This is a genomic window from Kribbella steppae, from assembly GCF_004342025.1.
GTDB lineage: Bacteria > Actinomycetota > Actinomycetes > Propionibacteriales > Kribbellaceae > Kribbella > Kribbella steppae.
This window is the reverse complement of sequence record NZ_SLWN01000022.1, coordinates 83,198-108,204: the sequence shown is the minus strand read 5'-3', so window position 1 is coordinate 108,204 and position 25,007 is coordinate 83,198. Positions and strand designations below refer to the sequence as shown.

The window sequence follows — 25,007 nt, the reverse complement described above, 5'->3', positions numbered from 1 at the left end:
TGACCAACGCCCGCATCGAAGCCGTCAACACCAAGATCCGCCTCATCACCCGCATCGCCTACGGCTTCCACGACCCGCACGCCCTCATCGCCCTCGCCATGCTCACCCTCGGCGGCTACCGACCACCCCTCCCCGGCCGAAACTGACCCACACATCAGACAGGAGAGCCGGTTATCCGCTCAAGCGTCCTGGGTACGCCGACGTCGCTGACGAGGACTGGGTGTGCGTCGACGCGGCGGTGGTCGGGACAGCGTCGACGCAGCCGGCCACGGGTGTCAGCGGTCGCTGGGACGGCAGATGCCGCTGGCGGCGGCGCTGGCGGCCAAGGCCTGAGCAGCCAGGCTGTCCGAAGCCGCACCGACGCTAGCTCCCGAACCAGCACCACGCGAGCCCGCAGCAGCCTCAGCGGAGGCCGGCCAGGCGTTCCCCGAGCCCGACTCGCGCGCGGCCGACGCGGCGTCGGTGGGGGGTGGGGTGTCTTGGGGGCGGTCGGTGCGGGTGGTGTGGCGGCCTAGGGGGACGACCATGGGGGTGCCGGCGACCGGGTCGGGGATGACCTTGACGGCTAGGCCGAAGATGTCCTGGACGACTTCTTCGGTGATGACCTCGCTCGGGTTGCCCTCGCAGACGATCGCGCCGTCCTTCATCGCGATCAGATGGTCGCCGAACCGGCAGGCCTGGTTGAGGTCGTGCAGCACCAGCACGATCGTCCGCTCGTGCTGCTTGTTCAGGTCGACCAGCAGGTCGAGCACTTCGAACTGATGCGTCAGGTCGAGGAACGTCGTCGGCTCGTCCAGCAGCAGGATGTCGGTCTCCTGCGCGAGCGCCATCGCGATCCAGACCCGCTGCCGCTGCCCACCGGACAGCTCGTCGATCGGCCGGTCCGCGATCGAAAGGACGTCGGTCGACGTCATCGCAGCCGCAACCGCTTCGTCGTCGGTCTTGGTCCACTGCCGGATCCACCGGGTCCGCGGGTAGCGCCCGCGCCCGACCAGGTCGGCGACCGTGATCCCCTCCGGCGCGGTCGGTGACTGCGGCAACAGGCCGAGCTTGGTGGCGACCTCGCGGGTCGGGATCGACTGGATGCTCTTGCCGTCCAGCAGCACCGATCCGCGCGAGGGCTTGAGCAGGCGGGCCAGCGTCTTCAGCAGGGTCGACTTGCCGCAAGCGTTGGCGCCGACGATGACGGTGATCCTCCCGGTCGGGATCCGCACCGACAGGTCGTGGATGATCTCCCGCTGGTCGTAGCCAACCGCGAGGCCGTCAGCAGCCAAGCTGTGCACGATCTCAGGACCCACAGAGTTCTCCATCTCTCAGCCACCACTCCCGACCCGGTTGGCCCTGGCCAGCAGGAATATCAGGTACGGCGCTCCGACCACGCCGGTCACCACACCGACCGGCAGCTGTGTGTCGCCGAACGCGTGCTGCGCGATCAGGTCCGACAACGCCACCACCAGCGCACCGATCAGCGCGGACGCGATCATCGCCGGCCCCGGCGACCGGGTCACCCGGCGCGCGATCGGCGCCGCGACGAATGCGACGAACCCGATCGGCCCGGCCGCGGCCGTCGCGACCGCCGCGAGCAGTACGGCGATCACGATCAGCCCGAGCCGCGAGCTCTCCACCCGCAACCCCAGCCCGTACGCCGTCTCGTCGCCGAGCTGCAGGATCCGCAGCCGGTGGACAAGGAACACCATCAGCGGAGTCAGCACCGCCAGGGTGATCGCCATCGACCGGACGTTCGACCAGTCCCGGCCGTTCAGGCTGCCGGTCAGCCAGATCAGCGCCTGCTGGGCGATCTCGACCCTTGCCTTGGTCAGCAGGTACGACGTGATGCTCGTGGCGATCGCACCGATCCCGATCCCGATCAGGATCAGCCGGTAACTCGACACCCCTTGCCGCCAGGCCAGCACGTACATGAGGAACGCGGTCAGCACGGCCCCGGCGATCGCGAACACCGACACCGCAACCCCGGTCAGGCCCAGCGTGATGATGGCGAACACCGCGAAGGCACTGGCGCCGTACGTGACACCGATGATGTCGGGGCTGGCCAGCGGGTTGCGGGCGATGCTCTGGAAGATCGCGCCGGACATGCCGAGCGCGGCACCGACCATCAAGCCGGTGAGTGCCCTGGGCAACCGAAGCCGGTTGACGATGAACTCGGTCGCCCGGTCACCTCCGCCGAACAGCGTCTTGACCACATCGATGACAGGGATCTTGAAGTCGCCGAGTGAGAGCGACACGCAGAAGGCCGCGAAGACGAGTACGGCAAGGACCGTGATCACCGCGAGCGAGCGGGCCTGCCGGACCGCCCGCGCCCGGGCGATGACCTGAACTGCCTCAGCCGTCGTCGTCATCAGAGGTCCGCCAGCTTCCGCCGCCGTACCAGCGCGATGAAGAACGGCGCGCCGATCACCGCGGTGACGATCCCGACCTGCAGCTCACCGGGCTGGGCGACGACCCGGCCGACGACGTCGGAGCCGAGCAACAGGATCGGCGCCAGCAGCATCGAGTACGGCAGGATCCAGCGATAGTCCGGCCCGGTCACGAGCCGCGCCACGTGCGGAATCGTCAGCCCGACGAATGCGATCGGTCCCGCGGCCGCGGTGGCAGCTCCACAGAGGAGTACGACGACGACCGCGACGAACAACCGGGCCAGTCCGACCCGCTGACCGAGTGACTTGGCCACGTCGTCGCCGAGTGAGAGAGCGTTGAGTACGCGCCCGGAGACCATCGCCAGCACGATCCCGATCAGGATGAACGGCGCGACCTGCGTCGCGATATCCGAACCGCGGCCGGCCAGCGATCCGACCGCCCAGAACCGGAACTGGTCGAAGGTGTCGACATCACCGATCAGCAGAGCCGTCGTGAGCGATCCGAGCATCGCCGTCATCGCCGCACCGGCCAGCGCCAGCTTCACCGGGGTCGCACCCTCACGGCCGAGCGACCCGAGCAGGTAGACGGCGATCGACGCGGCGGCCGCGCCGGCGAACGCGAGCCAGACGTACGACGTCAGGCTGGACATACTGAACCAGTAGATGCCTGCGACAACGAAAAGCGCGGCACCGGCGTTGACGCCGAGGATGCCGGGGTCGGCCAACGGGTTCCGGGTGACGCCCTGCATCAAAGCCCCGGACAGTCCCAGCGCGGCACCGACCAGCAGGCCGATCACGGTCCGCGGTACGCGCAGTGAGCGGATGATCACGTGATCGGTATCCGCGTCGTTGTAGTGGCGCAAGGCATCGAACACCGTCGACAGCGGGATCTGCTTCGAGCCCACCGCGATGCTGAGCAACGTCACCAGCACCAGGAGGGCGATACACCCGAAGAGCCCGAGGAACAGCGTGGCCCGCCGGTTCCGCCGCGGGCGCGACGGGGCGGCAGCGTCTGGACCTGTGGCTTCGGCCACAGCGGTGGGCGGGGGCATTGGACTTTGGGATCCTCTTAGGTAAGGCTAACCTCTAGACGCCTCAGAATAACCCGGCCGTCCGCGGGTCCGCATCTGAGTCCTCCCCGGCAAGATTTACGGAGAAACCAGCATGACGACTGTGCTCGAGCGGCCGATCGTGTTCGATTCGGTCCTCACCACTGTGGCGGCGGTCGACGACCTCAGCCCACACCTGCGCCGCGTGACCTTCGTCGCACCGCGGATCGCGGAAGCGGTGACGGCCGGACCGGACCAGCGGATCAAGGTGCTGCTCTCGCCGCCGGACGGCAGCGAGCTCAAGCTCCCGACCGGTCCCGAGTGGTACACCGAGTGGTGCGCGCAGCCGGTCGACGAGCGTTTCATCATGCGGACCTACACAGTGCGCGCGCTCCGTCCCGAGGTCGCCGAGCTCGACATCGAGTTCGTCCTGCACGGCATCAACGGACCCGCGTCCGCCTGGGTGAGCGCGGCCGAGATCGGTGACCAGGTCGGCCTGATCCTGCCGTTCGCGGTCGACACGACCAGCACCAAGGGCCTGCTGCACTCCGGCGTCGACTACGTCCCGCCGGTCACCAGCATCCGCCGTGTGCTAGTCGCCGACGAGACCGCTCTCCCCGCGCTCGCCGGAATCCTCGAGCAGTTGCCGGCCACCGTCCACACGACCGTGTTCGTCGAGGTCCCGGACATCCGCGACATCCGTCCCCTGCCGACACCGGGCACCGCCGACATCACCTGGATCGCGCCGGCCTCTGACGACGGACCGAAGTCGTTGCTCGAGGCACTCAAAGCCGCCGATCTCCCGTACGACGTCGACTACGCCTGGGTGGCCGGAGAGTCGTCGATGATCAAGTCGGTACGACGCCACCTGGTCAACGCAGTCGGGATGCCGAAGGCCGCGATCTCCTTCCAGGGCTACTGGAAGCGCGGCGAAGCGCAGATCTGACCAGTACCGACGTACTGCGGCCGGAGAGCTCCCCGGCCGCAGTACTCAGCTGGTCAGGACGGGTTCTCGGCGTGGGTGAGGGTCTCCCAAGCCACGAAGAGGTTGTTGGAGCCGGCCGGGCGGCGAGACTCCGTCAGGGCCTGGGTGTTCGTCATCGCGATCCCGAGCCGGGTGTGCAGGGCGTTGTAGCCGACCTCGGTGATCGGGCCGAGCCCGCGATGGACCGAGCCGTCGCACAGCCAGGACGGGACCGGCTCGAGGTTGCGTTCCCAGCGGGACTGGAACCCGAGCGCGTGCCGCAGCCGCTCACCGAACTCCGGGTAGAGGTCGATGCCCTGGATCCGCGACGTCTCCAGCACGTGCGAGATCGACGAGATGCCGTACCCGGTGTGGGTGAAGTCGCGGTAGGTCTCCTGCGCCAGCCCGTTGACGAAGGTGTCCTGGCCCTGCCAGTACGCGATGATCTTCTCGCGGGTGTTGAGGTTCTGGCTCGGCTTCGTCTTCGGCAGCGGGCCGTCCGATTCGAGGTAGACGAACGCCGGGACCCGGACCCGGTAGAGCGAGATCGCCTTGTCGTACACGGTCTTGTCGTCAAGGAACACGCCGATGCCCTGGATCGCCTCAGTCATGCTCAACTCCCAGTTCCCGTTGGAGTTCGAGCCGTTGATGATCTCGGGCAGGTAGACGTTACGCAGCATGGTGGCGAACCGGCCGGCGTTCGGCCAGTTGCCGTACGCGTGCTTGATGATCTCGGCCGCCTTCGGCCACGACGACGCCGACCACGCGGTCTGCAGCGGCGCGTTGCTGTTGGTGTGGTCGCGGATCGTCGCCGACCAGGCGTCCATCAGCTGGATCGCCTTCTGTGCATAGCGATCGTCACGGGTGATGTACCACAGCAGCGCGTCGGTGTACGCCGCGATAGCGTCCTCGCGCTCGTCCGTGCAGCCGTAGTTCGGGTTCGAGTACGAGCCGCATTCGACCACCGCGCGCGGCTTCGGCGTCCGGGACAGTGATGCGTACGCACTGTTCTTGGCCTGGTTGAACGCGTTCGTCCACGGCTGCGCACCGGCCTGCACCTTGGCCCGGACGAAGTCCAGCTGCGCCCGGCTCACCCCCACACCAGGATGGGTGAACACGGCCGGCGCATCAGCCGGTGCCGGTACGGCGGATTGCTGCGGCTCGGCGCTGGACGCGGCGACCGCTTGGTTGCTGAGGGCACCGGCCGCCAGTAGCGCGCAGGCGGCGACCAGGACCAGAGGCTTCTTTCGCATGGCGGATGTCCTGTTCTTCGGGGCGGTAGGACACTGCGATCCCCCGGGTGCCCAAAGGCACTACCGCAGGGTCTTTGCGAAAGTTTGACGACGGACGGTGAGCACGTCAATATCCCAGCATGGACGAAATTCACGATGGAACAACCGGTGGATCCGTCCCACTCCGATGGAACAAAAACCGCCCCATTCCCGTGGAACAAAGTGAGGTCTCGTCCCATGAAACGACGCCAGATCCTGACCGTCGGAACCGCGTCATGGCCGCCCAGGTATTACCCTCTGTAGCCAATGCCGCGGCGTGAAAGCAGCCTGACCCAGCTTGTGTCCGCACTACGACCGATCCAGCGCACGGACGGCTTCCTCGGCTATGTGCAGAAGGTCGGCGACCGGCCGGAGTCGAGCCAGTCCGTCAACTACGAGTCCACCGCCGATTTCGGCGTCGGCGCCTTCCTGTTGGCCGGCGCCGAGCTGACGACCACGGCGGCCCCGGCGGCGTTCAGCGCGCCTGGGTCGCCAGCTCGCCGGAGCGGACGCCCGCTGCGTCCAGCAGGGCGGCCGCAGTGGTGACGCCGATACCGCCGAGGGCCTGGGCGCGCACGACGGCCCGGGCGCTGGCACCATCGAAGATCATCGTCAGCTGGATCGCGAGCGTGCCTGGATCCTCCGCACCCGCCATCACCAGCTCTCGATGGAAGAAGTCGGTCAGCTGCTGCTTGAAGTGCCGCGCGACCACCGAGCCCGGGTGCTCCGGGTTCTTCAGCTCGACCGCCGTACTCACATAGGGACAGCCGAGGTAATTGCCCTCCGCAACCATCCGGTCCTGCCGCTCGAACACCGCGAGGATCCGGTCCCGGCCCGGCCGGTCGTCGTCCGACCCCGGGTACAGCAGCGTCTGGTACGACGGGCCGCGGCTGGCCAGACTCTCCGCGATCAACTCGTCCTTGGAGCGGAACAGTTGGTACATCGACTTCTTCGACACCCCGGCCGCCTTGCAGAGCGCGTCCACACCGATGTTGACGCCGTCGCGGTAGAAGAGTTCGCCCGCGGCGTCCAGGAGCCGCTCGCGGGGTGTCGACGAGGTGGTCATGCATCGAGAGTACCGGCTGGATTTGCATAAGGAAACCGATCGGTTTACGCTCGTGGAAACAGATCGGTTTACTACAGCACAGGAGTTCAGATGACCACACTCGAAGGCGCCGTCGTCCTCGTCACCGGCGGGCAGCGCGGGATCGGCAAAGCGATCGTCGCGGACCTGCTCGACCGGGGTGTCGCGAAGGTCTATGCCACCGCCCGCGATCCCAAGCCGAGCAGCGATCCCCGCGTCGTACCGCTGCCGCTCGAGATCACCGACCAGGCCTCGATCGACGCCCTGGTCGCGGCGGTGCCGGACATCACCGTCCTGGTCAACAACGCCGGCGCGAGTTCGCCGGACACTTACCTGGACACTCCGATCGAGGACGTCCGCGCCGTCTTCGAGGCGAACTTCTTCGGCCCGCTCAACCTGACCCGCGCGCTGGTCCCGGTGATCGAGCGCAACGGCGGCGGCCACATCCTGAACGCGCACTCGGCGCTGTCCTGGGTCGCCCTGCACGGCGCCTACGCCGCGACGAAGGCCGCGTTCTGGCTGCAGACCAACGCCATCCGGCTCGAGCTCCTCAATCGCGGCATCGGCGTCACCGGCCTGCACATGGGGTACGTCGACACCGACATGGTCACCGCGGTCACCGCACCCAAGTCCCGTCCCGAGGACATCGCCAAGCAGGCCCTGGACGGTATCGAGGCCGGAGCCCACGAGGTGCTCGCCGACGACACCGCCCGTGGCGCCAAGGCCGGCCTCTCCCAGGACCTGACCGCCACCTATCCGCAACTCGTCAACTGATCGACACGCAGCCGGCCACTTTCGGCAAGGACTTTGCGTAAGCTGGAGTCGATGATCGACGTCCTCGCCGTTCTCCGTCCCGAAGATGCCGTCACCGATTTCCTGTCCGTCCTGGACCCGGCCCACGGCCGGGAGGTCCACCTGGTCGCCGCCGAGCGCGGCGTCTATCTGAAGCTGCCCGCCGGCATACCGCTCGAGGGTCGTCTCGCGGCGATCGCGGCCCTGCACGCCAGTTCCGGCGAAAGCGACAAGGCGTTCTCACCGGCGACCGCGGCCGCCGCGATCGCCCTCGAAGCCGGCGCCATCCCGTTCACGGTCTGGACCCACCACCCGTGGGACACTCGCACCACCCACGGCCGTTGGGCCCTCGACATCACGGCTGCTGTCGGGGGCCCGGTCCGGCACACGCTGCCGGCCGGCGCTCCCGTTGTGCTCGATCCGGTCGAGGTCGCGGCGTCGCCGTACGAGCAGGAACGCTTGCGCGCGACGGTCGAGTGGGTACGGCGTCATCTGGATCCGATCGCGGGTCGGATGATCGAGGTGGGAGCGCACGAAGGGGCGTTGACGCAACGTCTGCTGGCCGACGGGTACTCCGTCGACGCGACCGAGCCGAACGAACTCTTACTCGAGCGACTGCGATCGAACGTCGCCGGCGACGTACGCATCCATCCGCACAGCTTCGAGGATCTCGCCACCACGGCGCGGCTGACGGGGTCGGCGTACCTGCTGATCGAGGTCCTGTACTACGGCCAGGACCTCAGCCTGCTCGATCGGTTCCCGACCGACCACCTGTTCGTCGCGATGGAGGCCGGCGAGCTGGCCCGGCAGGTCTGGCCGGCCGCGTGGTCGGTCGAGGAAGAGATCGAACTGGTCGCGTCACGGCTCGAGGAGCTCGCCGGCGCGCTTCTGCGCAAGCGCGGCAGCCGCGGGGTCCTCCTCCGACGCCGCTAATTCAGTTGCCTGTAGCAACCTTTGGGCTGACGTAGAGGTCGCGGTCGCGGGTGTACTCGATGGTGGCGGCGATCCCGTCGGCGACCTCGGCGGAGAACTCGCGCTCGACGACGTGCAGCGCCAGGTCGATGCCGGCGGTGATGCCGCCGGCGGTGACCAGATCGCCGTCATCGACGACGCGGTTCTTCTTCAGGTCGGCGCCGAATGCCTCCAGATCGGCCCAGGCGTTGCGGTTCGTGGTCACTGCCTGCCCCTTCACCAGACCGGCTTCGGCCAGCAGCATCGACCCGGTGCAGACGGAGCTGATGAAGCGGAGCTGCGGTGCGAGCTCGGCGATCCGTGCCGTCATCACACCGCGCCGCGCCTCAGCCCAGGAACCCCTCTCGGCCCGGTTCAGCCAGCCGCCACCCGGTACGAACAGCGCGTCCGGCGTACCGAGTCCTTCCGGCGCCTTGAACTGCAGGCCGTTCAGCCCGGTCACCTCGACCGGCCCGTCCAGCCCGACCAACGCCAACTCCAGCTCCGTCCGCTTGGCCGCGTGACTCCAAACCTCGAACGGGCCCATCAGGTCCATCTCGTCCAGCCCGTCGAACACCAGCATCTCGATTCGCATCCTTCAACCCAACCGGCCCGTGTGCTGGACCACCAGTGACCGACCGGACGCCGTTCGCAAGGATCTGGCCATCGGAATCAGCCCAGTACGTCAGTGGCCTTGTGCCTCCGGTCGACACCTTCGACCAGCATCGCGACACCATCGGAGTTGCTCTTCAATTGCGACAAGACTCCGGTACACGGTGAGTCCGGACGATTACCTCAGACGTCATCACGGCGTATTGGTCTGCTGCCGACGTACCGTAGATGGCATGTCAGCGACAGGGGGCACTCCTTCCACACCGGTGGAGGAGGTGGAGGAGCGGGTCGGGCCGTACCGGTTGATCCGGCGGCTCGGTCAGGGCGGCATGGGTGTCGTCTACCTGGCCGAAGGATCCGAGCACCAAGAGGTCGCGCTCAAGGTCCTGCGGCCGCATGTCGCACATGACCCGATCGCACGCGCCCGGTTGCAGCGCGAAGCGACCACACTGCAGAAAGTGAGCCACCCCGGTGTGGCCGGCATCCTCGACCACGACCTCGAAGGCGACCAGCCGTACCTGGTGACCCGGTTCGTACCGGGCCGGCCGCTGGACGAGCAAGTCGACGAGCGCGGACCGCTGACGCCGCGCAAGTGGTTACCGGTGGCAGGGTGCCTGGCGGAGTCACTGCAGGCGATCCACCTGGCTGGAGTGATCCACCGCGACCTCAAGCCGGGCAACGTGATGATGTGCAACGGCAGGCCGGTGATGATCGACTTCGGCATCGCCCAGGCCGCCGACGACCTGCGACTCACCCAGACTGGTCTGGTGATCGGTACGCCGGGCTACCTGGCACCCGAGCTCATCGAGGGCGAGACGGTGTCGGAGTCGGCGGACTGGTGGGGCTGGGCGGCCACTGTGGCGTTCGCGGCCACTGGACGGCGCCCGTTCGGCAAGGGGCCGTTCGAGGCCGTGCTGCACCGGGTGCACAGCGGTCAGGCCGACCTGGAAGGACTGGACCCGCGGCTGAAGTCACTGCTCGCTGCGGCGCTCGCTCCGGACCGGCGCGACCGCCCGACCCAGGACGAGATCATGACCGGCCTCAACCGGTACGCCGAGGGACGGGATGCATTGCCACCGCGTGAGAAGCCCACGGTGGTAGTCGCTCCCCCGACCATTCAGCTCAACCCGCCGACTGCTCAGATGACCCGGGTCATACCGGAGGAGAACGGCGGCTCAGGCTCAGGGGATCCGTCGCCGACAGAGGTGGCGCAGCTCGTTCCGCACGTGATCCCGCCGCTGTCTGCCTTCGCACCGATCCGGGACAAGCTCCGGGACGCCGCAGCGGCTCGCAAGGCTGCGGCCGCCGCTGGGGCTGGCGCTGGTGTGGCAGGAGCCGGCGCAGCGGTTGGTGGTGCCGGTTTTGGTGGTGCCGGCTTGGGTGGCGCCGCGGTGGGTGGTGCGGGGGCTGGTGGGGCTCTTGGTGGGCCGGCCGGTTATGCCGCCGGCAGTCACCCTGCGACCTACAGTCCGGCGCCGAATGCGGCTGCGCCTGCTGCGATGCCGCTGCCATACCAGGGCTCTCCCGGCTACGGTGCTCCGCCGACTTCGCCGTACCACAGTCAACTGCCTGCGCCGTACCAGAGCCCGACTCCGGCGCCGTACCAGAGTCAGCCTCCCGCGCCGTACCGGCAGGCCGGTCCTCCGCAGCAGCAGGAGCGTGGGGACGGTTCGCCGTACCAGGTGAATCCGTACCAGGGGAAGCCGCAGCGGGCTCCTGCCACTGGCAAGCGCACTGCTGTGGTGGTCGGCCTGATGGTGGCGCTGACCGGGCTCGTCGCGCTTTACCCGGGACTCGGCTCGCTCGTGGTGGTCGTGCTGTTCGTGATCGCGCGTACTGTCGACCGCTCCAGCACCGCACTGATGCGACGTCGTCAGATGCGCGGCCGGTCCGGTCGCTCCGACGGTGTGGTCGCCGCGGCCTCCACGCCGCTGCAACTCGTCACCGCGACTCTGATCACCCTCCCGTGCCTGATCCTGCCGCTCCTGACCGGAGTAGTCGTCGGAGGCATCGTCACCGGGGTAGTCGCCACCGCCCGCGGCCTCGAATGGCAGCCGCTCTCCGCCATCGGCTTCGGCAGCGCGGCACTCACCGCGCTCTTCTTCGCCTGGTGGGGTCCCGGCGGTTCCTCGCTCCGCCGAGGGGCCCACATCGCCGCCCGCAACGCGTTCCGTCCCCACTGGCTGTCGGCGACGGTCGCCGCCGTACTCCTGGCCCTAGGCGTCGCAGCCTTCTACAGCGCCACCCAGGGCGACGGCTCCACCTGGGCCCGCACCCCCATCCAGACCCCCGACCTCAACAACCGCCCCACCCTCGACGACCTCCGAGACGCCCCCTTCATCCGAGACCTCCCCTTCATCGGCCGCTGAAGCGAGCCTGATCAGAGCGAGATGATCGGCACCTTCCAACGGGTGTTGCCGCGCCACGCACCAGTGCGCGCAGCCTCCGCCAGGTGCGCGATGTCTCCTCGATCCGAGGTCACACAGGTTGCCGCCGACTCGAAGCAGCAGGCCACGACCTGCGCATTGACCACATCGGCGCGATCGGCGACGGCCAGCAACTCACCGACCCTGGTGGCAAGTTCCTGAGTGAGCGGGACGACCTCACACCCGTCGATGAGCCGCCGAAGACCGCGCTGCTTGTGACCTCGCCAGACTTGGGCCAGCACCGCAGCGGGAACGCTCGGCTCGACGCCGCGCATCAGCGCTCGGAGGTGAATCGCCCACAGCCGAGGGTCGTCTCGCTCGGCGGCGACGAGCGCACCGGCGTCATAGACCAACCGCGTCACGCGTTCGAACTCCCACCCGAGTCCGCCGGCTCGTCGTCAGCCGCCTCGCGCTGAGCGTCCGCCAGTGCTCGGTCCGCCCAATCGAGTTGGTCCGCGGTCAGTGCGCCGTGTTCGGACTCCCAGTCCGACACTGCCTGCAAACCTCGGTACAGCCGCTCGCTCCTGGCCACCAACTCGTTCACGTAGGCCGACGGAGTCGTCTCCGCCTCGCGCGCCCGCCGTTCGACGGCTGCCCACAGGTCCTCGTCGAAGGACAGGGTCTTCTTCTTGACCGCCATACCGTCATGGTATGACCGCGGTATGACCAACGCAAACCACCCGAGTGCAACACCCGGGTGGTCGGCGTGGCGTGCTGTCAGAGCTGGACGATTTGGGAGCGTTCGGGGCCTACGCCGATGGCGGAGATGCGGGCGCCGCTGAGGGACTCGACGGCACGGACGTAGCTCTGGGCTTCCTTCGGCAGGTCGTCGAAGCTGCGGCAGCCGGTGATGTCGTCGGACCAGCCGTCGAACTCCTCGTAGACCGGGACCGCGTGGTGGAAGTCGGTCTGGGTCATCGGCATCTCGTCGTGCCGGACGCCGCCGACGTCGTACGCGACACAGACCGGGATCGTCGAGCGCCCAGTCAGCGTGTCCAGCTTGGTGAGGACGAAGTCGGAGACGCCGTTGACACGGGCGGCGTACCGGGCGATGACCGAGTCGTACCAGCCACACCGGCGCGGCCGGCCGGTCGTCGTACCGAACTCCGCGCCCTGCTGCCGCAGCCACTCACCGTCCGCGTCCAGCAGCTCGGTCGGGAACGGGCCCTCGCCGACGCGGGTCGTGTACGCCTTGACGACCGCCATCACGCGATCGATCCGGGTCGGCGGGATGCCGGAGCCCGTGCACGCGCCAGCGGATATCGCGTTGGAGGAGGTGACGAACGGGTAGGTGCCGTGGTCGACGTCCAGCAGGGTCGCCTGGCCGGCCTCCATCAGCACGGTCTTGCCGTCGTCCAGTGCCTTGTTCAGCAGCAGGCTGGTGTCGGCCACCATCGGCCGGAGGCGTTCGGCGTACCCGAGCAACTCGTCCATCACCTCGGCGATCTCGACCGCGCGGCGGTTGTAGACCTTCACCAGCAGCTGGTTCTTCTGCTCCAGCGCGCCGGTCACCTTCTGCTCGAGAATCTTCTCGTCGTACAGATCCTGGACCCGGATGCCGATCCGGTTCATCTTGTCCGCGTACGTCGGCCCGATCCCGCGACCCGTGGTCCCGATCCGGCGACTGCCGAGGAACCGCTCGGTCACCTTGTCGAGCGTCCGGTTGTACGGCGGAATCAGATGAGCGCTCGCGCTGACCAGGAGCCGGGATGTGTCGACGCCACGGGCCTGCAGCGCGTCGAGCTCCTCGAACAGCACATTCAGGTCGACCACGACCCCGTTGCCGATCACCGGGGTGACACCCGGGGTGAGGATCCCGCTCGGCAGCAGGTGCAGTGCGTACTTCTCGGTCCCGATCACTACCGTGTGGCCGGCGTTGTTGCCGCCGTTGAACTTCACCACGTAGTCGATGACCTCGCCCGTGTTGCCGAGCAGATCGGTCGCCTTGCCTTTGCCCTCATCGCCCCACTGGGCGCCGACGAGCACGATTGCGGGCATCTCAGCCCTCCTCTTCACGCGCCGGCCGAGCGCCTCACGACTCCGCGACGGCCCGACGCTGGAAACGGTGAAGCCCGGAGACGTTCACCGGACATTCATCCGGCAACGCATCCAGGCTCTTGCGACCAAAGCTTACCGGAACCGGGTCCACCGGCCGTTCACTGTCCACAGCATAGAAACGATCACTTGAAGTACTCGTTTCATCAAGTAACGGGTTGCCAATCTCCGTGATCGCGTGCACACTCTTAGTCAGCGGCCCGCCGAAACTGCCGCAGGGGACGGTTCCGGCGGGCCGCTGTCTCGTTCTCTGACGAGAACAGTCTCGTTCTCTGACGAGAACAGTCTCGTCTCTGACGAGAACAGTCTCGTTTTCCGAGGCGCAGCTGATTTTTCTGCTCTCCATCTCGCGGGCGACGACTGTCCCTTTCCCCGTTCGGTAGTTCGTCGTGCCGTCAGGCGCTGTCTCGTCCGACGCGTACCACGAGGCAGGCCGGCTGCACTGCGAAGCGCAGCAGGCCTGCCTCGGTAAGCACGTCACCGTCGACCTCGCACAGCTGTGGCGGGTCGACTCGCACCGTGAGGTCACGACCCCGATCACGCTGGAGCGACGGTCCGTCGCCCCGGTCGCCCAGCACCCGCGAGGCCACCCCGATCCACTCGGTCAGGCTCTCGGGGCTGACCGTCGCCACGTCCAGCCAGGCATCATCGACCTCGGCATCGGGCAGCAGCACCATGCCGCCGGTGAGCTCGCCGCAGTTGCCGACCACGACTGTGCGGGCCTGGCCGGTGGCCGCGGTGCGCCCATCCACCACCAGGTCGAGCGTGAACGGGTCGTCGTTCAGGTGTGTGCCGCCGCTGGCGACGTACGCCGCCCAGCCGGCCTTGTCCTTCACGCCCTCGGGCGCGTCATTCATGATCTGGGCGTCGAAACCGACCCCAGCCATGACGGTGAAGCAGTGGACGTTGCCCGCGCCGGTGCGCAGGTCACCAGCGCGCTGGCTCTCGTCGGGGTCGACGACCAACCATCCGACATCGATCGTGCGGTCCTGACCGGAGAAGGCCGCGGCGGCCGCGGCGGCCAGGGAGTCGATCGGGAGGCCGAGGTTGCGGGCCAACAGGTTCCCGGTACCGCCTGGAAGGAGACCCAGCGGGACGCCGGTGCCGACGAGCTCCTGCGCCACCGCCCGGACGGTCCCGTCGCCCCCGAGGGCGCACACCAGACCGGCGCCGTCGCGAACGGCCTCGCGCGTCTGGCCGAAGCCCGGATCGTCCTCGGTCGTCTCGACCAGCGTCGGCGCCTCGACGCCCGCCGCTGTGGCCGCGTCCTGGAGAACCTCGCGCACCTCGGCGAGGTCGACCTTCGTCGGGTTGACGACGACGACGACCTGAGGACCCCTAGCGTTCACCCGCGTACTGTTGCACGCCGCCTACGAGGCTTACCAGCGGCGGTGGCTGGGTACACGTAGGCGAGGGGAGAAATCATGAACAGCAGCGGCGATCGGGCCGGCGAGGTGAGCGGCGAGGCGAAGAGGGCCGCAGCCAAGGCCGGTGACCATCCCGTGGTCGAGTGGGGGGCTCGCCTCGGCTACGGCGCCAGCGGGGTCCTGCACCTGCTGCTCGCCTACCTGACCGCACGGATCGCTCTCGGCGGCGGCGGACAGGAGGCGAGTCAGTCGGGTGCGCTGGCGACACTCGCCGAGGAGCCGTTGGGCCAGGTCCTGCTCTGGGTGATCGCGGCTGGGTTCACCCTGCTCGCCCTCTGGCAGCTCACCGAGCTCGTCACCCGGCACGAGGCGTCCGACAAGGCGAAGGCCGGCGGCAAGCTCGTGGTGTACAGCGCGCTCGCCTGGATGTCCTTCACGTTCGCCTCGGGCGGTAGTACGTCGAGCAACCAGCAGACCACGGAATTCACGGTAACCCTGATGGAGGCACCGGGTGGCCGGGTGCTCGTCGGTCTGGTCGGCGTCGCCATCATCGGCATCGCCGCCTACCACGTGCACAAGGGTTGGCGGAAACGGTTCCTCGGGGACCTGCAGGAGCACCCGGGTCGGTCTGTGGTCATCGCCGCCAGGGTCGGCTACATCGGCAAGGGCATCGCACTGGCGGCCGTGGGCATCCTCTTCATCACGGCAGCGATCCAGCAGCGCGCGGGCAAGGCTACCGGCCTGGACGGGGGGCTCCGCTCGATGCTGGACCTGCCCGCCGGCACGGTCATCCTGCTCGGCATCGCGCTCGGCCTGGCGGCGTACGGCGTGTACTCCTTCGCGCGTGCCCGCTACGCGCGCGTCTGATCCTCCACATCGTCGCGACGCAGCCAGCACCAGGCGAGCAGGGCCGCCACCGAGCCGTTGACGATGGCCACCACCACGTCGCTGACGAGGTGCATACCCCGGTAGAGCCGTGCCGTCGCGACGAGCAACGGGATCGCCAGGCACACGCTGACCACCACGCTGCGGAGCACCGGGTTCGTGATCCGCAGGGCCATCAGCCCCAGCGTGAAGTACAGCGCGGTCGCGGCACCGGTGTGCCCGCTCGGGAAGCTGGAGGTCGGCGCCGACTCGTCCAGCTTCCCGACGTCCGGGCGCTCGCGGGGGATGAGGAGCTGGGTGAAGAAGAAGACGATCCCCTGCAGGCTGATAGCGATGAGCGGCACGACCGCGTACCACCACTGCTTGGTCCGCCGCCAGACCAGCACGACCACGACCAGGCACACGCCGATGATGCTGACCGTCGCGCCCGTCCACGAGAAGAAGAGTGTGACCGCGTCACCGAACGCCGTGCGTGACGACTCCAAGCTCTTGCTGACGCTGCCCTCGGAGACGCCCAGGTCCTTCGCCGGACCGTCGGTGAGGAGCCAGCCCATCCCGACCACGACCAACCACCACACCACGAGAGGGGCGAGTGCGCGGACGACCAGGTCACGGCCCGCCTCCCTGGCGGTGGGTCGGGACGTGTCTTCCTGCCAGCGGGTGAGGAACGCCATCAGTCGGAACCTTTCGTCGTGCTGTCGGTGGGGGTTGGCGGCCTCCAGCCCAGATAGCCCGCGTACGACGCGGCCGTCAGCCCGCACCCGAGCAACACACCGGCCGTGACGTCGGACAGGAAATGGGCGCCCGCATAGAGCCTGTCGGCACACGTCACGATCACCCAGACCGCACCGAGGCCGACCAGCAGCCTCCGGACCCCGGTACCCACGAGTGGCCATATCAACAGCACGACCACGGTGACGACGATGGCGTTGTTGGTGGCGTGACCGGACGGGAAGGAGAACCCGGCGTGCTGGGCGATCGGGTCGTCGATCTCGGGACGGGCACGGCGTACGAGAAGCTTGAGCACACCCGCGATGCCCCAGCCGGCGGCCATCGTCGCCAGCGCCCACCAGGCCCGCGTCCGCAGGTGCTTGCCGAACCAGACGTAGAGGCTCACCGGCAGGCCCAGGAACAGGAACATCACCCAGGGCTGGCTGATCGCCTCCCACGTCTCGACGAACGACCGGAACCGTGGGTGGCCGCGGGTGTAGTCGGTTGCGGCGAAGATGAGGTCCTGGTCGAGGGTCACCAGCGGGTCGTACTTGGTGCGGACGAGGAACGCCAGCATCGCCAGCGGGATCGCGACGACAACCGCGTAGACGACAGCCCGCGTCAGTCGGCGCCAGGCGAAGACGGCGGTGGGGTCCATGACGGCATCCTTGCACTGCAAGGAGACCTGAGCTCGCAGGTCAGCGCGCCCTTCAGCGCGGCGTCGACGTGCGAGGGTTGTGTCGGTCCCACTGGCACCGCCTCGGCTTCAGCGCCGCCCAGACCGCCTACTGCAGCTCCTCCGGGTCGGAGGCCAGCCATTCCTTCACCCGTCGATCCGCTTCCTCCCGCGACACGTCCTCGACCTTCGTCAGGATCGCCCAGCGATGACCGAACGGGTCGATCACAGTGCCGTAGCGGTCGCCGGTCATGAAGGTCTGTACCTCTTCCACCGGCTTCGCCCCGGCCGCGACCGCCTTCGCGTACGTCGCGTCCACGTCCGGCACGTAGTGCACCAGCGACGAGTGCACCCACTCGCCGTTCGGCGCCCGCAGCCCGATCTGTGGCATCTGGTCGCTCAGCTGCAGCATCGAGTTCCCGAACTTCAGCTCCGCCTGACCGACCCGCCCGTCCGGCAGGTCCTGCCGGCTGATCACCTCGGCCCCGAACACCGATTGGTAGAACTCGATCGCCTTCGGACCGTCCGGTACGGCGAGGTACGGGGTCAGCGAGTGATAACCGTCGGGGATGGGGTTTACCGTGTTCGTCGTCATGACTCTTAGTCAACGCGGCGAGCGCCGTACCGGTCTTGTAAGAAAGCGACAGCCAGTGTGAGCACATCGCCGTCCGAGAGCGAGAAGGGCATCCTGCATCCGCGGGAGCAGGCCCGGCACCGGACGCTGAGCCGGCTCGCCGCCGGGCCCGAGGTCGGCCGGTTCGTCGAGTGGTACTGGATCGTCGAGTGGGACCTGGACGAGCCGTACACGGCCGAGGTGCTGCCGTTCCCGAGTGTCAACGTCACGTTCGAGCAGCCGGGCGGCGCATTCGTGAACGGGGTCTGCACGCGCAAGTTCGAGCGCGAGCTGGCCGGTCGCGGCCGCGCGTTCGGGGTCAAGTTCTGGGCCGGTGGGTTCGGTGCGGTGACCGGTCTGGACGTGGCGTCGTTCCGCGACCAGGTGCTGCCGTTGACCGCGGTGTTCCCGGACGGCGATCGGCTGGCGGACCTGATGTTCGCGGCGGATTCCGACGTACGGCGTCGTGCCGTGTTCGAGGCGTTCTTGCGCGATCACCTCGCGCCGCCCGACCCGTCGTACGAGCTGGTCCGGGAGATCGTCTCGGCGATGGCGTCGGATCGTTCGGTGGCGCGGGTGGACCAGATCACCGAACGGTTCGGCATCCCGATCCGCACGCTGCAACGACTCTTCCGGCGGTACGTCGGAGTCGGCCCGAAATGGGTCCTTCGACGCTACCGCCTCCACGACGGCGCCGAACTGCTGGCGCAGGGCCAGGTCGCCGAGCTGGCCGACCTGTCGGCATCACTCGGGTACTTCGACCAGGCCCATTTCTCCAAGGAGTTCAAGCAGCAGATCGGCCTCACCCCGGCCGAGTACGCCGCCCGCGCCGCCGCTGAACGCCAGATCACCTACCGCTGACCTTGACCACCACCGCCATCGCGGTTGCGGTCAGGGCGGCAAGTAGGGCGACCGCGAAGCCGTAGTGGGCGGTATAGGCGTCTACGGCGCGGCCTGCGAACGCCGCACCTAGTGCGATGCCGGCTGCACTGCCTGAGTTCAGCCAGGTGAAGCCTTGGACGAGTACGGCGGAGTCAAGCTCCGACTCGGCGAGCACTGACGACAGCGTCTGGAACGGAGCGATGGCAAGACCGGGTAGTGCTAGCGCAAAGCCAACAGCCCACGGGTTCTCGACCATCAGCAACGGCAATGTGCTGATGCTGAGTCCGGCGAGGACCAGTACGAACTGGCTCCGGGCGGGCATGCGCCAGCGCCGCGCACCGTAGGCGAGTCCGGCGAAGAGGCCGACCAGACTGGTGATGCTGTAGAGGGGACCGGCGAGCGACGCTGTGCCGCGATCGACGGCGTACGCGGTCACGGAGACCTGCATGCTTCCGAAGAACAGTCCGATACCGACATTGGTGCCGGCCAATGCGAGAAAACCCTTGTGCAGCAGGCGATCCGGGCTCTTGACGCGATCACGCCTGGCCTGCGGTGGCGCCGTACTGCGTTGTGCGGCCAGTGCGAGACAGCCGGACAGAACCAGGCTGGTTGCCAGCACCGAACCGGCCACAGGGCCGCCGAGCGAGCTGACCGTTCCGATCAGCGCCGGGCCGACCAGGAAGGCGATCCCGACACTCAGGGACTCCAAGGCGAAGGCAGACGAGAGCAGCGGAGTGCCACGGAGTGCATGCGACCAGCGGGCCGCGGTCTGCGCACCTATTTGTGGCAGTGACGCGCCTGCCAAGACTCCAGCAGCAATGAGCGACCACAGTGATGCCCGCGAGACAGTCAGGCCGATCAGAATAGCGACTGCTGCCGCATGGACCAGGACCGTGATCGGGAGCATGCGGGTCTGACCGAAGCGGTCGATCAGGCGTGCCACCTGTGGGCCCGCCAACGCCTCGGCGACTGCATAGCCACCTGTCACGCTGCCGGCTGCGGCGTACGACCCTGTGAATCCGTGGACCAGCCAGACGATGCCCAGACTGGTCATGGCGATCCCGATGCGAGCCGGTACCGCCGCTAGGTAGAACTTCCACGCCCCGGGAGTACGCAGTACCGCTGCGTAGTTGGTAGTGGGCGTGCTGATCCGTCCGGTGAGTGCCGGCACGGTGAGACCTTCCGCTGCCCGAAGGGGCGGGGACCGACCGTGGGCGTCCAGCTTCACCGGTCTGTCGAATCCGCCTACAACCATCCATGTTCGGCAGGAAGCGGGGACGCACGCCGCCTGCCGGCTCTGTCAACGGGCAGAACCTCGAGGTTCAGTTTGACGCGCTCAGCTTACCGTCTCGCAGGACGGGCACGGACCGGCTGCTGTCCACCTCTGCCGCGATCGCCACATCTTGGGGAAAGCCGTACTGCGTGAGTTCGCGACCGCCGGCGCATTCGTGCAGCAGTTCTGGGAGCTCGTTTTCGGCGTCTTGGTAGGCGGCCGCGGCCGCCCGGGCCTCCGGGGAGAAGCCGTCGACGTCGAGCGCGGCGAGGAACCCACCCGCACCCCAGAGGTCCTCGACAGCGGGCCGGAGCGCCCCGACCTTCCAGCGCTCCCCCGCTGCGATCGCCACCACGGTGAGCTGCGGGTCTTCGGCCAGCCGCTTGCTGACCCACTCTGCGGCCGCGGCTCTGTTACGCAGTGAGACGGCGATGACCGTGGACCCGGTATCACTGAGCTGCTGGCAGATGGTCGAGCCGTTGGGCGACGGCAGTACCAACCGCTCGATCCCCTGGGCCTGACGGATCGTGACCGGCGACAGGCTCACCTCGCCCGGGCCTGCTTCGGACCTTCCTACTGCCAGCACTGCGTCGTACTGCTTCGCGTAGGCGACGGCACTCTCGTCGCGCCATCGGTAGGGGTAAACGTCGATGCCGAGATCCGCTGCCACCGTCACGGTCGTCGTGAAGGACAGGACGTCGACGACAGCCGTGATGCTGCCGGGCACTGCAGCCGCTCCGGTGGTTGCCCAGTCGAAGCCGACCCGGAATCCGTCTTGCGCGTAGGGGCTCGTCACCCGACGGATCATGCCGCCGGGCGACCAGCCCCACAACCACGTTTCAGCTCAACGCATCCGCAGCCGTCGGAGAGGAGTCCCGCAGGAAGGTCGCGCAGCGTTCGGCCTCATCCTTCTCCTCGATGATCGCGGCCGCCTTGCCCAGCACGGCCAGGCAGCGCAGGAACCCGCGGTTGGGCTCGTGCTCCCAAGGGACCGGCCCGTGACCCTTCCAGCCGTTGCGGCGGAGCAGGTCCAGACCGCGGTGGTAGCCGGTCCGGGCGAACGCGTACGCCTCGATCGTCCGGCCGTCCGCCAGCGCCGCCTCGGCCAGCTCACTCCAGGCCAGCGACGACGTCGGGAACTTGGCCGCGACGTCCACCGCAGCGGCCCCGGCGGCGAGTTCCGCCGCGGCCGGGTCTACGGGGAGTAGTGTCTCGGGTGGACCTGAGAGCAGATTGTTCAATTCCATAGGCACATCTTCGCCGATGACGCAGCCGAACCGGTACGTGACCGTCTGGCGAAATCCGTTGACCGTTCACCGATCGGCCACGGATGCTTGAGACCCTGCGTGATAGCCGCCGTGGTTCCCAGCTACGGCCGGAAGGAGGCACCGGATGAGCGTCATAGTCCTGAACGCGTCATACGAGCCGCTGCACACCGTGTCGATCCAGCACGCCATCCGGATGCTGGTCCGCGAGGTCGCAGTGGTGGAAGAGGCGCACGGTGAACGGACCATCGGCCCTTTTCCGGTTCCACGCGTGCTGCGCCTGGTCCGGTACGTCGTGACGCACTGGCGTTACGCGGCCGGCCGGATGAAGTACAGCAAGCACGGAGTGTTGCGGCGGGACAAGTTCCGGTGTGCGTACTGCGGTCTGGACAACGCCGACACCATGGACCACGTCCAACCCAGATCCAGGGGCGGCCGCACCGAGTGGCTGAATGCCGTGGCCGCCCATGCTGCCTGTAACGAGCGGAAGGGCAACCGCACTCCCCTCGAGGCCGGCATGCCGCTCCTCTGGCAACCTTGGGTTCCAACCCGCGCAGAGCTCGTCATACAAACATGACGGGCTTTTTTCATGCCCTCACACGCGTCTCGGTGGCCCGTCGAGATCACCACGGTCGCTGAACGACCGTCCGGCTGTCCACAGATTTGAAGACGTCGTGAGATCGCGGGGCTGATCACGGCACTTTCTAGGCATGAACCCTCAACTCGCCGTGATGGCCACCATCCGCGGCGGGGTGTTCACCCGTGCCGACGCGCGCGCCTGTGGCTACCCCGACCCGGACATCGACTCCTTGCTGGACACCGGCTGCTGGCGCCGGATCCGGCCGGGCACCTATGCCGCGCACCGGGCGCTCACACTCGTCACCAATGAGGTCCTGCACCTGCGGAAGGTGTACCGCGTGCTCCGCTCCGGCGGCCCTGCCGTCTTCGCGAGCCACCAGTCGGCGGCGGCACTCCATGCCCTGCCGCTCTGGGGTCTCGACCTGTCCCGTGTACATGTGACCGCACCGCACGGCCGGGGCGGCTGCGTGGGCGGAGTCCACCGCCACATCCGAGATCCAGTCGGCCCCGGCATCCAGGTGTGGAACAAGCTGCGGATGGTCTCACCGGCCCGCGCCGTCGTCGAGGTGGCCGCGACCTCACCAGCCGCGCCTGCGGTCGTCCTGACCGAGGCCGCCCTGTACGCCGGTCTGGTCACCAGCCGCTCGCTGAAACGCGCGGCCGCCGATCACGGCAACGAGCGCGCGATCACGACGATCTCCCGGGCCGGCGCGGAGTCAGCCTCGGTCGCCGAGTCCCGCCTCCGCCTCATCCTCGCCAACGAGGGCCTGCCTGTGCCGTCCCCGACCCCACCTCCGGACGTGGATCCTTTGGAGCCGACCGGGCCCGAGATCGCGTCCTTGTGGTTCCCCGACGAGCGAACCGTGCTGGAGTTCGAGCCACGTTTTCCCTTCTGGTGCGAGGAAAACGAGCCCGACGAAGCGGAGCTGCCCGCGGTTTCGCCGGTCCCCGATCCGGCTGCACCCGATCCGCTCGAATGCTGCCGGATCTCCTGGGCCGACCTCAACGACCCAGCCCTGGTCGTCGACCGGGTCCGCGCCAGCTTCACTCGAGCGTCACGCCGTACCGGCATCAGGCACTTCGATCTCGCCCGTGCCCGGATGTGAGTGAGGGGCCCACCGCGAACAGCGGTGAGCCCCTCGAAAACCCCAGCTCTGTCAGGAGAAGCAGATGTCAGGCGTTCAGCGACGTACCCGTGGAGCGGAGGCTCTCGCAGGCCTCGGCGACGCGCTCGGCCATGCCTGCCTCGGCCAGCTTGCCCCAGGCGCGCGGGTCGTAGGCCTTCTTGTTGCCGACCTCGCCGTCCACCTTCAGCACACCGTCGTAGTTGCTGAACATGTGGCCCGCGGCCGGCCGGGTGAACGCGTACTGCGTGTCGGTGTCGACGTTCATCTTGATCACACCGTTGTCGACCGCGGCGCGGATCTCCTCCAGCGTCGAGCCGGAGCCGCCGTGGAAGACGAGGTCGAACGGACGGTCCTTGCCGACCTTGGCGCCGACCTGGTCCTGGATCTCCTTCAGGATCTCCGGCCGCAGCTTGACCGCACCCGGCTTGTAGACGCCGTGCACGTTGCCGAAGGTCAGCGCGGTGATGTAGCGGCCGTTCTCACCGGTGCCGAGCGCCTCGACCGTGGCCAGGCCGTCCTCGACGGTGGTGTAGAGCTTCTCGTTGATCTCGTTGGCGACACCGTCCTCCTCACCGCCGACGACGCCCACCTCGATCTCGAGCACGATCTTCGCCGCGGCCGTCTTGGCCAGCAGGTCCTTGGCGATCTCGAGGTTCTCCAGCAGCGGCACGGCCGAGCCGTCCCACATGTGCGACTGGAACAGCGGGTTCTCGCCGCGGGCGACCCGCTCGGCGGAGATCTCCAGCAGCGGCCGGACGAAGCCGTCCAGCTTGTCCTTCGGGCAGTGGTCGGTGTGCAGCGCGATGTTCACCGGGAAGTTCTTGGCGACCTCGTGCGCGTACGCCGCCAACGCGACCGAGCCGGTCACCATGTTTTTCACTGTCGACCCGGACAGGTACTCGGCGCCGCCGGTGGAGACCTGGACGATGCCGTCCGAGCCCGCCTCGGCGAAACCGCGGATCGCGGCGATCAGCGTCTGCGAGGAGCTGACGTTGATGGCTGGGTAGGCGAAGCGGTTCTGCTTGGCCTTGTCCAGCATCTCGGCGTAGACCTCAGGGGTGGCAATAGGCATGTCTCGCGGTACTCCTCACAACACAGTTCTTGTGGGTTGAGCTCCAGTATCACCGGCGGGTACTTCGTCGTACCCGGCGGCCCGCCTGCCGGACCGGCCAGGCGGCCGGGGAGCATTCGGCAGGGATGCAGACCAGTTGATGAACAGGACCGGTCCAGTTCGTTGCGACCCGATGACGTCGGCTCAGGCCGAGCCGGACCTCGGGCCGCGCGGGGTCAGGGCCATGTGCAGCCGGTAGCGATCGGCCCGGTAGGCCGACCAGGACAGCTCGACGACCTTGCGGCCGGCGAAGGTGGTGCGCTCGAGGACCAGCAGGGGTGCCCGCCTGGCCACGCCGAGAACCCGGGCGACATGACCGTCGGCGTTGTCCGCCCGGACGGTCTGCTCACCGGAGGTGACGACGACGTCGTACTCGCTGGCGAAGACGTCGTACAGGGTGCCGAGCTCACGGCCGAGCAGGCCGGGGAAGAGCGCGGACGGGTAGTAGCCGACCTCGTACGCCATCGGCGAGGCGTCGGCGGTGCGCAGCCGTTCGACCCGGATCACCTTGGTGCCCTTGGGGACCCGGAGTCCCTTCGCGGTCTCGTCGGACGCCTCGATCTCGGTGGCCGACAGCACCACCGTGCCGGGCTCCAGGCCGCGCGCCCGCATCTCCCGGGAGAACGAGGTGAGGTGCAACTGGGAGTCGACCTGTGGACCGGTGACGAACGTCCCCTTACCGTGCACGCGTTCCAGCGCGCCGGACTCGACCAGGTCGCTGATCGCCTGCCGGACGGTCACCCGGGAGACGTTCAGCTTGTCCACCAGGGCGCGTTCGGAAGGGATCGGGTCCCCGGGGTGCAGTTCGACATCGATCAGCCGTTCCAGTACCGATCGGACCTGGGCCCGCTTGGTCGCCACCATCGAATCTCGATCCTCCAGACCTGGGCGAGTCTCGGGGGTGCCCCGAAACGCCGCTCACTGCTATCGTGCGCAGCA

General features: G+C 68.1%; 27 protein-coding genes. 9 read left to right on the top strand and 18 right to left on the bottom strand.

Annotation, left to right across the window (positions count from 1 at the left end):
- A partial coding sequence (locus EV652_RS41200) for a transposase (RefSeq protein ID WP_199238695.1) occupies window positions 1-146 on the top strand: 146 nt, incomplete at its 5' end.
- A 129-nt stretch (window positions 147-275) separates the two neighbouring features.
- Here the strand turns inward: EV652_RS41200 and EV652_RS41195 are convergent.
- From EV652_RS41195 to EV652_RS41185, 3 genes are read right to left on the bottom strand one after another with little or no spacing between them, the layout of a single operon-like run.
- Window positions 276-1,298, bottom strand: coding sequence for an ABC transporter ATP-binding protein (locus EV652_RS41195; protein WP_369410068.1), 1,023 nt, complete (start codon window positions 1,296-1,298; stop codon window positions 276-278).
- 15 nt (window positions 1,299-1,313) lie between these two features.
- On the bottom strand, window positions 1,314-2,357 hold the full coding sequence (locus tag EV652_RS41190; RefSeq protein WP_132216038.1) for a FecCD family ABC transporter permease: 1,044 nt from the start codon (window positions 2,355-2,357) through the stop codon (window positions 1,314-1,316).
- Window positions 2,357-3,427, bottom strand: a complete 1,071-nt coding sequence (locus EV652_RS41185) for a FecCD family ABC transporter permease (RefSeq protein WP_132216035.1) — start codon at window positions 3,425-3,427, stop codon at window positions 2,357-2,359. Before EV652_RS41185 ends, EV652_RS41190 begins: the two co-directional genes overlap by 1 nt.
- Window positions 3,428-3,539: 112 nt before the next feature.
- Between EV652_RS41185 and EV652_RS41180 the strand changes: the two genes are divergently transcribed.
- Entirely contained in the window at window positions 3,540-4,370 is an 831-nt protein-coding gene (locus EV652_RS41180) for a siderophore-interacting protein (RefSeq protein ID WP_132216032.1), read from the top strand.
- Window positions 4,371-4,423: 53 nt separating this feature from the next.
- Here the strand turns inward: EV652_RS41180 and EV652_RS41175 are convergent, their stop codons facing one another.
- Together EV652_RS41175 and EV652_RS41165 are read right to left on the bottom strand one after the other, a co-directional pair.
- Window positions 4,424-5,641 carry an alginate lyase family protein gene (locus EV652_RS41175; RefSeq protein ID WP_132216029.1) on the bottom strand — a complete coding sequence of 406 codons (1,218 nt, stop codon included), beginning with the start codon at window positions 5,639-5,641 and terminating at the stop codon, window positions 4,424-4,426.
- Between the two features lie 493 nt (window positions 5,642-6,134).
- Window positions 6,135-6,725 carry a TetR/AcrR family transcriptional regulator gene (locus tag EV652_RS41165; RefSeq protein WP_132216026.1) on the bottom strand — a complete coding sequence of 197 codons (591 nt, stop codon included), beginning with the start codon at window positions 6,723-6,725 and terminating at the stop codon, window positions 6,135-6,137.
- 90 nt (window positions 6,726-6,815) lie between these two features.
- Between EV652_RS41165 and EV652_RS41160 the strand changes: the two genes are divergently transcribed.
- Together EV652_RS41160 and EV652_RS41155 are read left to right on the top strand one after the other, a co-directional pair.
- Window positions 6,816-7,517: an SDR family oxidoreductase gene (locus EV652_RS41160; RefSeq protein WP_132216023.1), complete on the top strand. Its 702-nt coding sequence runs from the start codon at window positions 6,816-6,818 to the stop codon at window positions 7,515-7,517.
- 51 nt (window positions 7,518-7,568) lie between these two features.
- Window positions 7,569-8,468, top strand: a complete 900-nt coding sequence (locus tag EV652_RS41155; RefSeq protein ID WP_132216020.1) for an SAM-dependent methyltransferase — start codon at window positions 7,569-7,571, stop codon at window positions 8,466-8,468.
- A gap of 1 nt (window position 8,469) precedes the next feature.
- Here EV652_RS41155 and EV652_RS41150 read toward each other — a convergent pair whose 3' ends face one another.
- Entirely contained in the window at window positions 8,470-9,081 is a 612-nt protein-coding gene (locus EV652_RS41150) for a DJ-1/PfpI family protein (RefSeq protein WP_132216017.1), read from the bottom strand.
- Between the two features lie 250 nt (window positions 9,082-9,331).
- On the opposite strand from EV652_RS41150, the gene EV652_RS41145 reads away from it, so the two are divergent.
- Entirely contained in the window at window positions 9,332-11,467 is a 2,136-nt protein-coding gene (locus EV652_RS41145; protein ID WP_132216014.1) for a protein kinase domain-containing protein, read from the top strand.
- An 11-nt stretch (window positions 11,468-11,478) separates the two neighbouring features.
- Here EV652_RS41145 and EV652_RS41140 read toward each other — a convergent pair whose 3' ends face one another.
- The 4 genes from EV652_RS41140 to EV652_RS41125 all read right to left on the bottom strand — a co-directional run bounded on the left by EV652_RS41140 (window position 11,479) and on the right by EV652_RS41125 (window position 14,928).
- The gene (locus EV652_RS41140) at window positions 11,479-11,886 is read right to left on the bottom strand and encodes a PIN domain-containing protein (protein ID WP_132216011.1); all 408 of its coding nucleotides are present in this window, start codon (window positions 11,884-11,886) and stop codon (window positions 11,479-11,481) included.
- Window positions 11,883-12,164 carry a hypothetical protein gene (locus tag EV652_RS41135; protein ID WP_132216009.1) on the bottom strand — a complete coding sequence of 94 codons (282 nt, stop codon included), beginning with the start codon at window positions 12,162-12,164 and terminating at the stop codon, window positions 11,883-11,885. The genes EV652_RS41140 and EV652_RS41135 overlap by 4 nt, the downstream gene beginning before the upstream one ends.
- Before the next feature lie 77 nt (window positions 12,165-12,241).
- Window positions 12,242-13,522 carry an adenylosuccinate synthase gene (locus EV652_RS41130; protein ID WP_132216006.1) on the bottom strand — a complete coding sequence of 427 codons (1,281 nt, stop codon included), beginning with the start codon at window positions 13,520-13,522 and terminating at the stop codon, window positions 12,242-12,244.
- 452 nt (window positions 13,523-13,974) lie between these two features.
- Window positions 13,975-14,928, bottom strand: coding sequence for a diacylglycerol/lipid kinase family protein (locus EV652_RS41125; RefSeq protein ID WP_132216003.1), 954 nt, complete (start codon window positions 14,926-14,928; stop codon window positions 13,975-13,977).
- A gap of 75 nt (window positions 14,929-15,003) precedes the next feature.
- On the opposite strand from EV652_RS41125, the gene EV652_RS41120 reads away from it, so the two are divergent.
- A complete protein-coding gene (locus tag EV652_RS41120; protein WP_132216000.1) occupies window positions 15,004-15,813 on the top strand; it encodes a DUF1206 domain-containing protein in 810 nt (269 codons plus the stop codon).
- On the opposite strand, the gene EV652_RS41115 is transcribed toward EV652_RS41120, so the two are convergent.
- The 3 genes from EV652_RS41115 to EV652_RS41105 all read right to left on the bottom strand — a co-directional run bounded on the left by EV652_RS41115 (window position 15,798) and on the right by EV652_RS41105 (window position 17,813).
- Window positions 15,798-16,505, bottom strand: coding sequence for a phosphatase PAP2 family protein (locus tag EV652_RS41115; RefSeq protein ID WP_132215997.1), 708 nt, complete (start codon window positions 16,503-16,505; stop codon window positions 15,798-15,800). The two genes, EV652_RS41120 and EV652_RS41115, sit on opposite strands and share 16 nt — an antisense overlap.
- Window positions 16,505-17,200: a phosphatase PAP2 family protein gene (locus EV652_RS41110; RefSeq protein ID WP_132215994.1), complete on the bottom strand. Its 696-nt coding sequence runs from the start codon at window positions 17,198-17,200 to the stop codon at window positions 16,505-16,507. Before EV652_RS41110 ends, EV652_RS41115 begins: the two co-directional genes overlap by 1 nt.
- 127 nt (window positions 17,201-17,327) lie before the next feature.
- On the bottom strand, window positions 17,328-17,813 hold the full coding sequence (locus EV652_RS41105) for a VOC family protein (RefSeq protein WP_132215991.1): 486 nt from the start codon (window positions 17,811-17,813) through the stop codon (window positions 17,328-17,330).
- 57 nt (window positions 17,814-17,870) lie between these two features.
- Between EV652_RS41105 and EV652_RS41100 the strand changes: the two genes are divergently transcribed.
- Entirely contained in the window at window positions 17,871-18,692 is an 822-nt protein-coding gene (locus EV652_RS41100) for an AraC family transcriptional regulator (RefSeq protein ID WP_132215988.1), read from the top strand.
- Here the strand turns inward: EV652_RS41100 and EV652_RS41095 are convergent.
- From EV652_RS41095 to EV652_RS41085, 3 genes are all read right to left on the bottom strand, one after another.
- Window positions 18,679-19,884: an MFS transporter gene (locus EV652_RS41095; protein WP_132215985.1), complete on the bottom strand. Its 1,206-nt coding sequence runs from the start codon at window positions 19,882-19,884 to the stop codon at window positions 18,679-18,681. The two genes, EV652_RS41100 and EV652_RS41095, sit on opposite strands and share 14 nt — an antisense overlap.
- 151 nt (window positions 19,885-20,035) lie before the next feature.
- A complete protein-coding gene (locus EV652_RS41090) occupies window positions 20,036-20,782 on the bottom strand; it encodes a 2-phosphosulfolactate phosphatase (RefSeq protein ID WP_199238694.1) in 747 nt (248 codons plus the stop codon).
- A 43-nt stretch (window positions 20,783-20,825) separates the two neighbouring features.
- Window positions 20,826-21,233, bottom strand: a complete 408-nt coding sequence (locus EV652_RS41085; RefSeq protein WP_132215979.1) for a DUF3151 domain-containing protein — start codon at window positions 21,231-21,233, stop codon at window positions 20,826-20,828.
- Window positions 21,234-21,378: 145 nt separating this feature from the next.
- Here EV652_RS41085 and EV652_RS41080 point away from each other — a divergent pair, with 145 nt between their 5' ends.
- A complete protein-coding gene (locus EV652_RS41080) occupies window positions 21,379-21,828 on the top strand; it encodes an HNH endonuclease (protein WP_132215976.1) in 450 nt (149 codons plus the stop codon).
- Between the two features lie 133 nt (window positions 21,829-21,961).
- On the top strand, window positions 21,962-22,936 hold the full coding sequence (locus EV652_RS41075) for a type IV toxin-antitoxin system AbiEi family antitoxin domain-containing protein (protein ID WP_242002317.1): 975 nt from the start codon (window positions 21,962-21,964) through the stop codon (window positions 22,934-22,936).
- A 67-nt stretch (window positions 22,937-23,003) separates the two neighbouring features.
- On the opposite strand, the gene fbaA is transcribed toward EV652_RS41075, so the two are convergent.
- Window positions 23,004-24,029 carry a class II fructose-bisphosphate aldolase gene (gene fbaA / locus EV652_RS41070; protein WP_132215974.1) on the bottom strand — a complete coding sequence of 342 codons (1,026 nt, stop codon included), beginning with the start codon at window positions 24,027-24,029 and terminating at the stop codon, window positions 23,004-23,006.
- A 183-nt stretch (window positions 24,030-24,212) separates the two neighbouring features.
- Window positions 24,213-24,932: a GntR family transcriptional regulator gene (locus EV652_RS41065; RefSeq protein WP_132215972.1), complete on the bottom strand. Its 720-nt coding sequence runs from the start codon at window positions 24,930-24,932 to the stop codon at window positions 24,213-24,215.
- Window positions 24,933-25,007 lie beyond the last annotated feature (75 nt).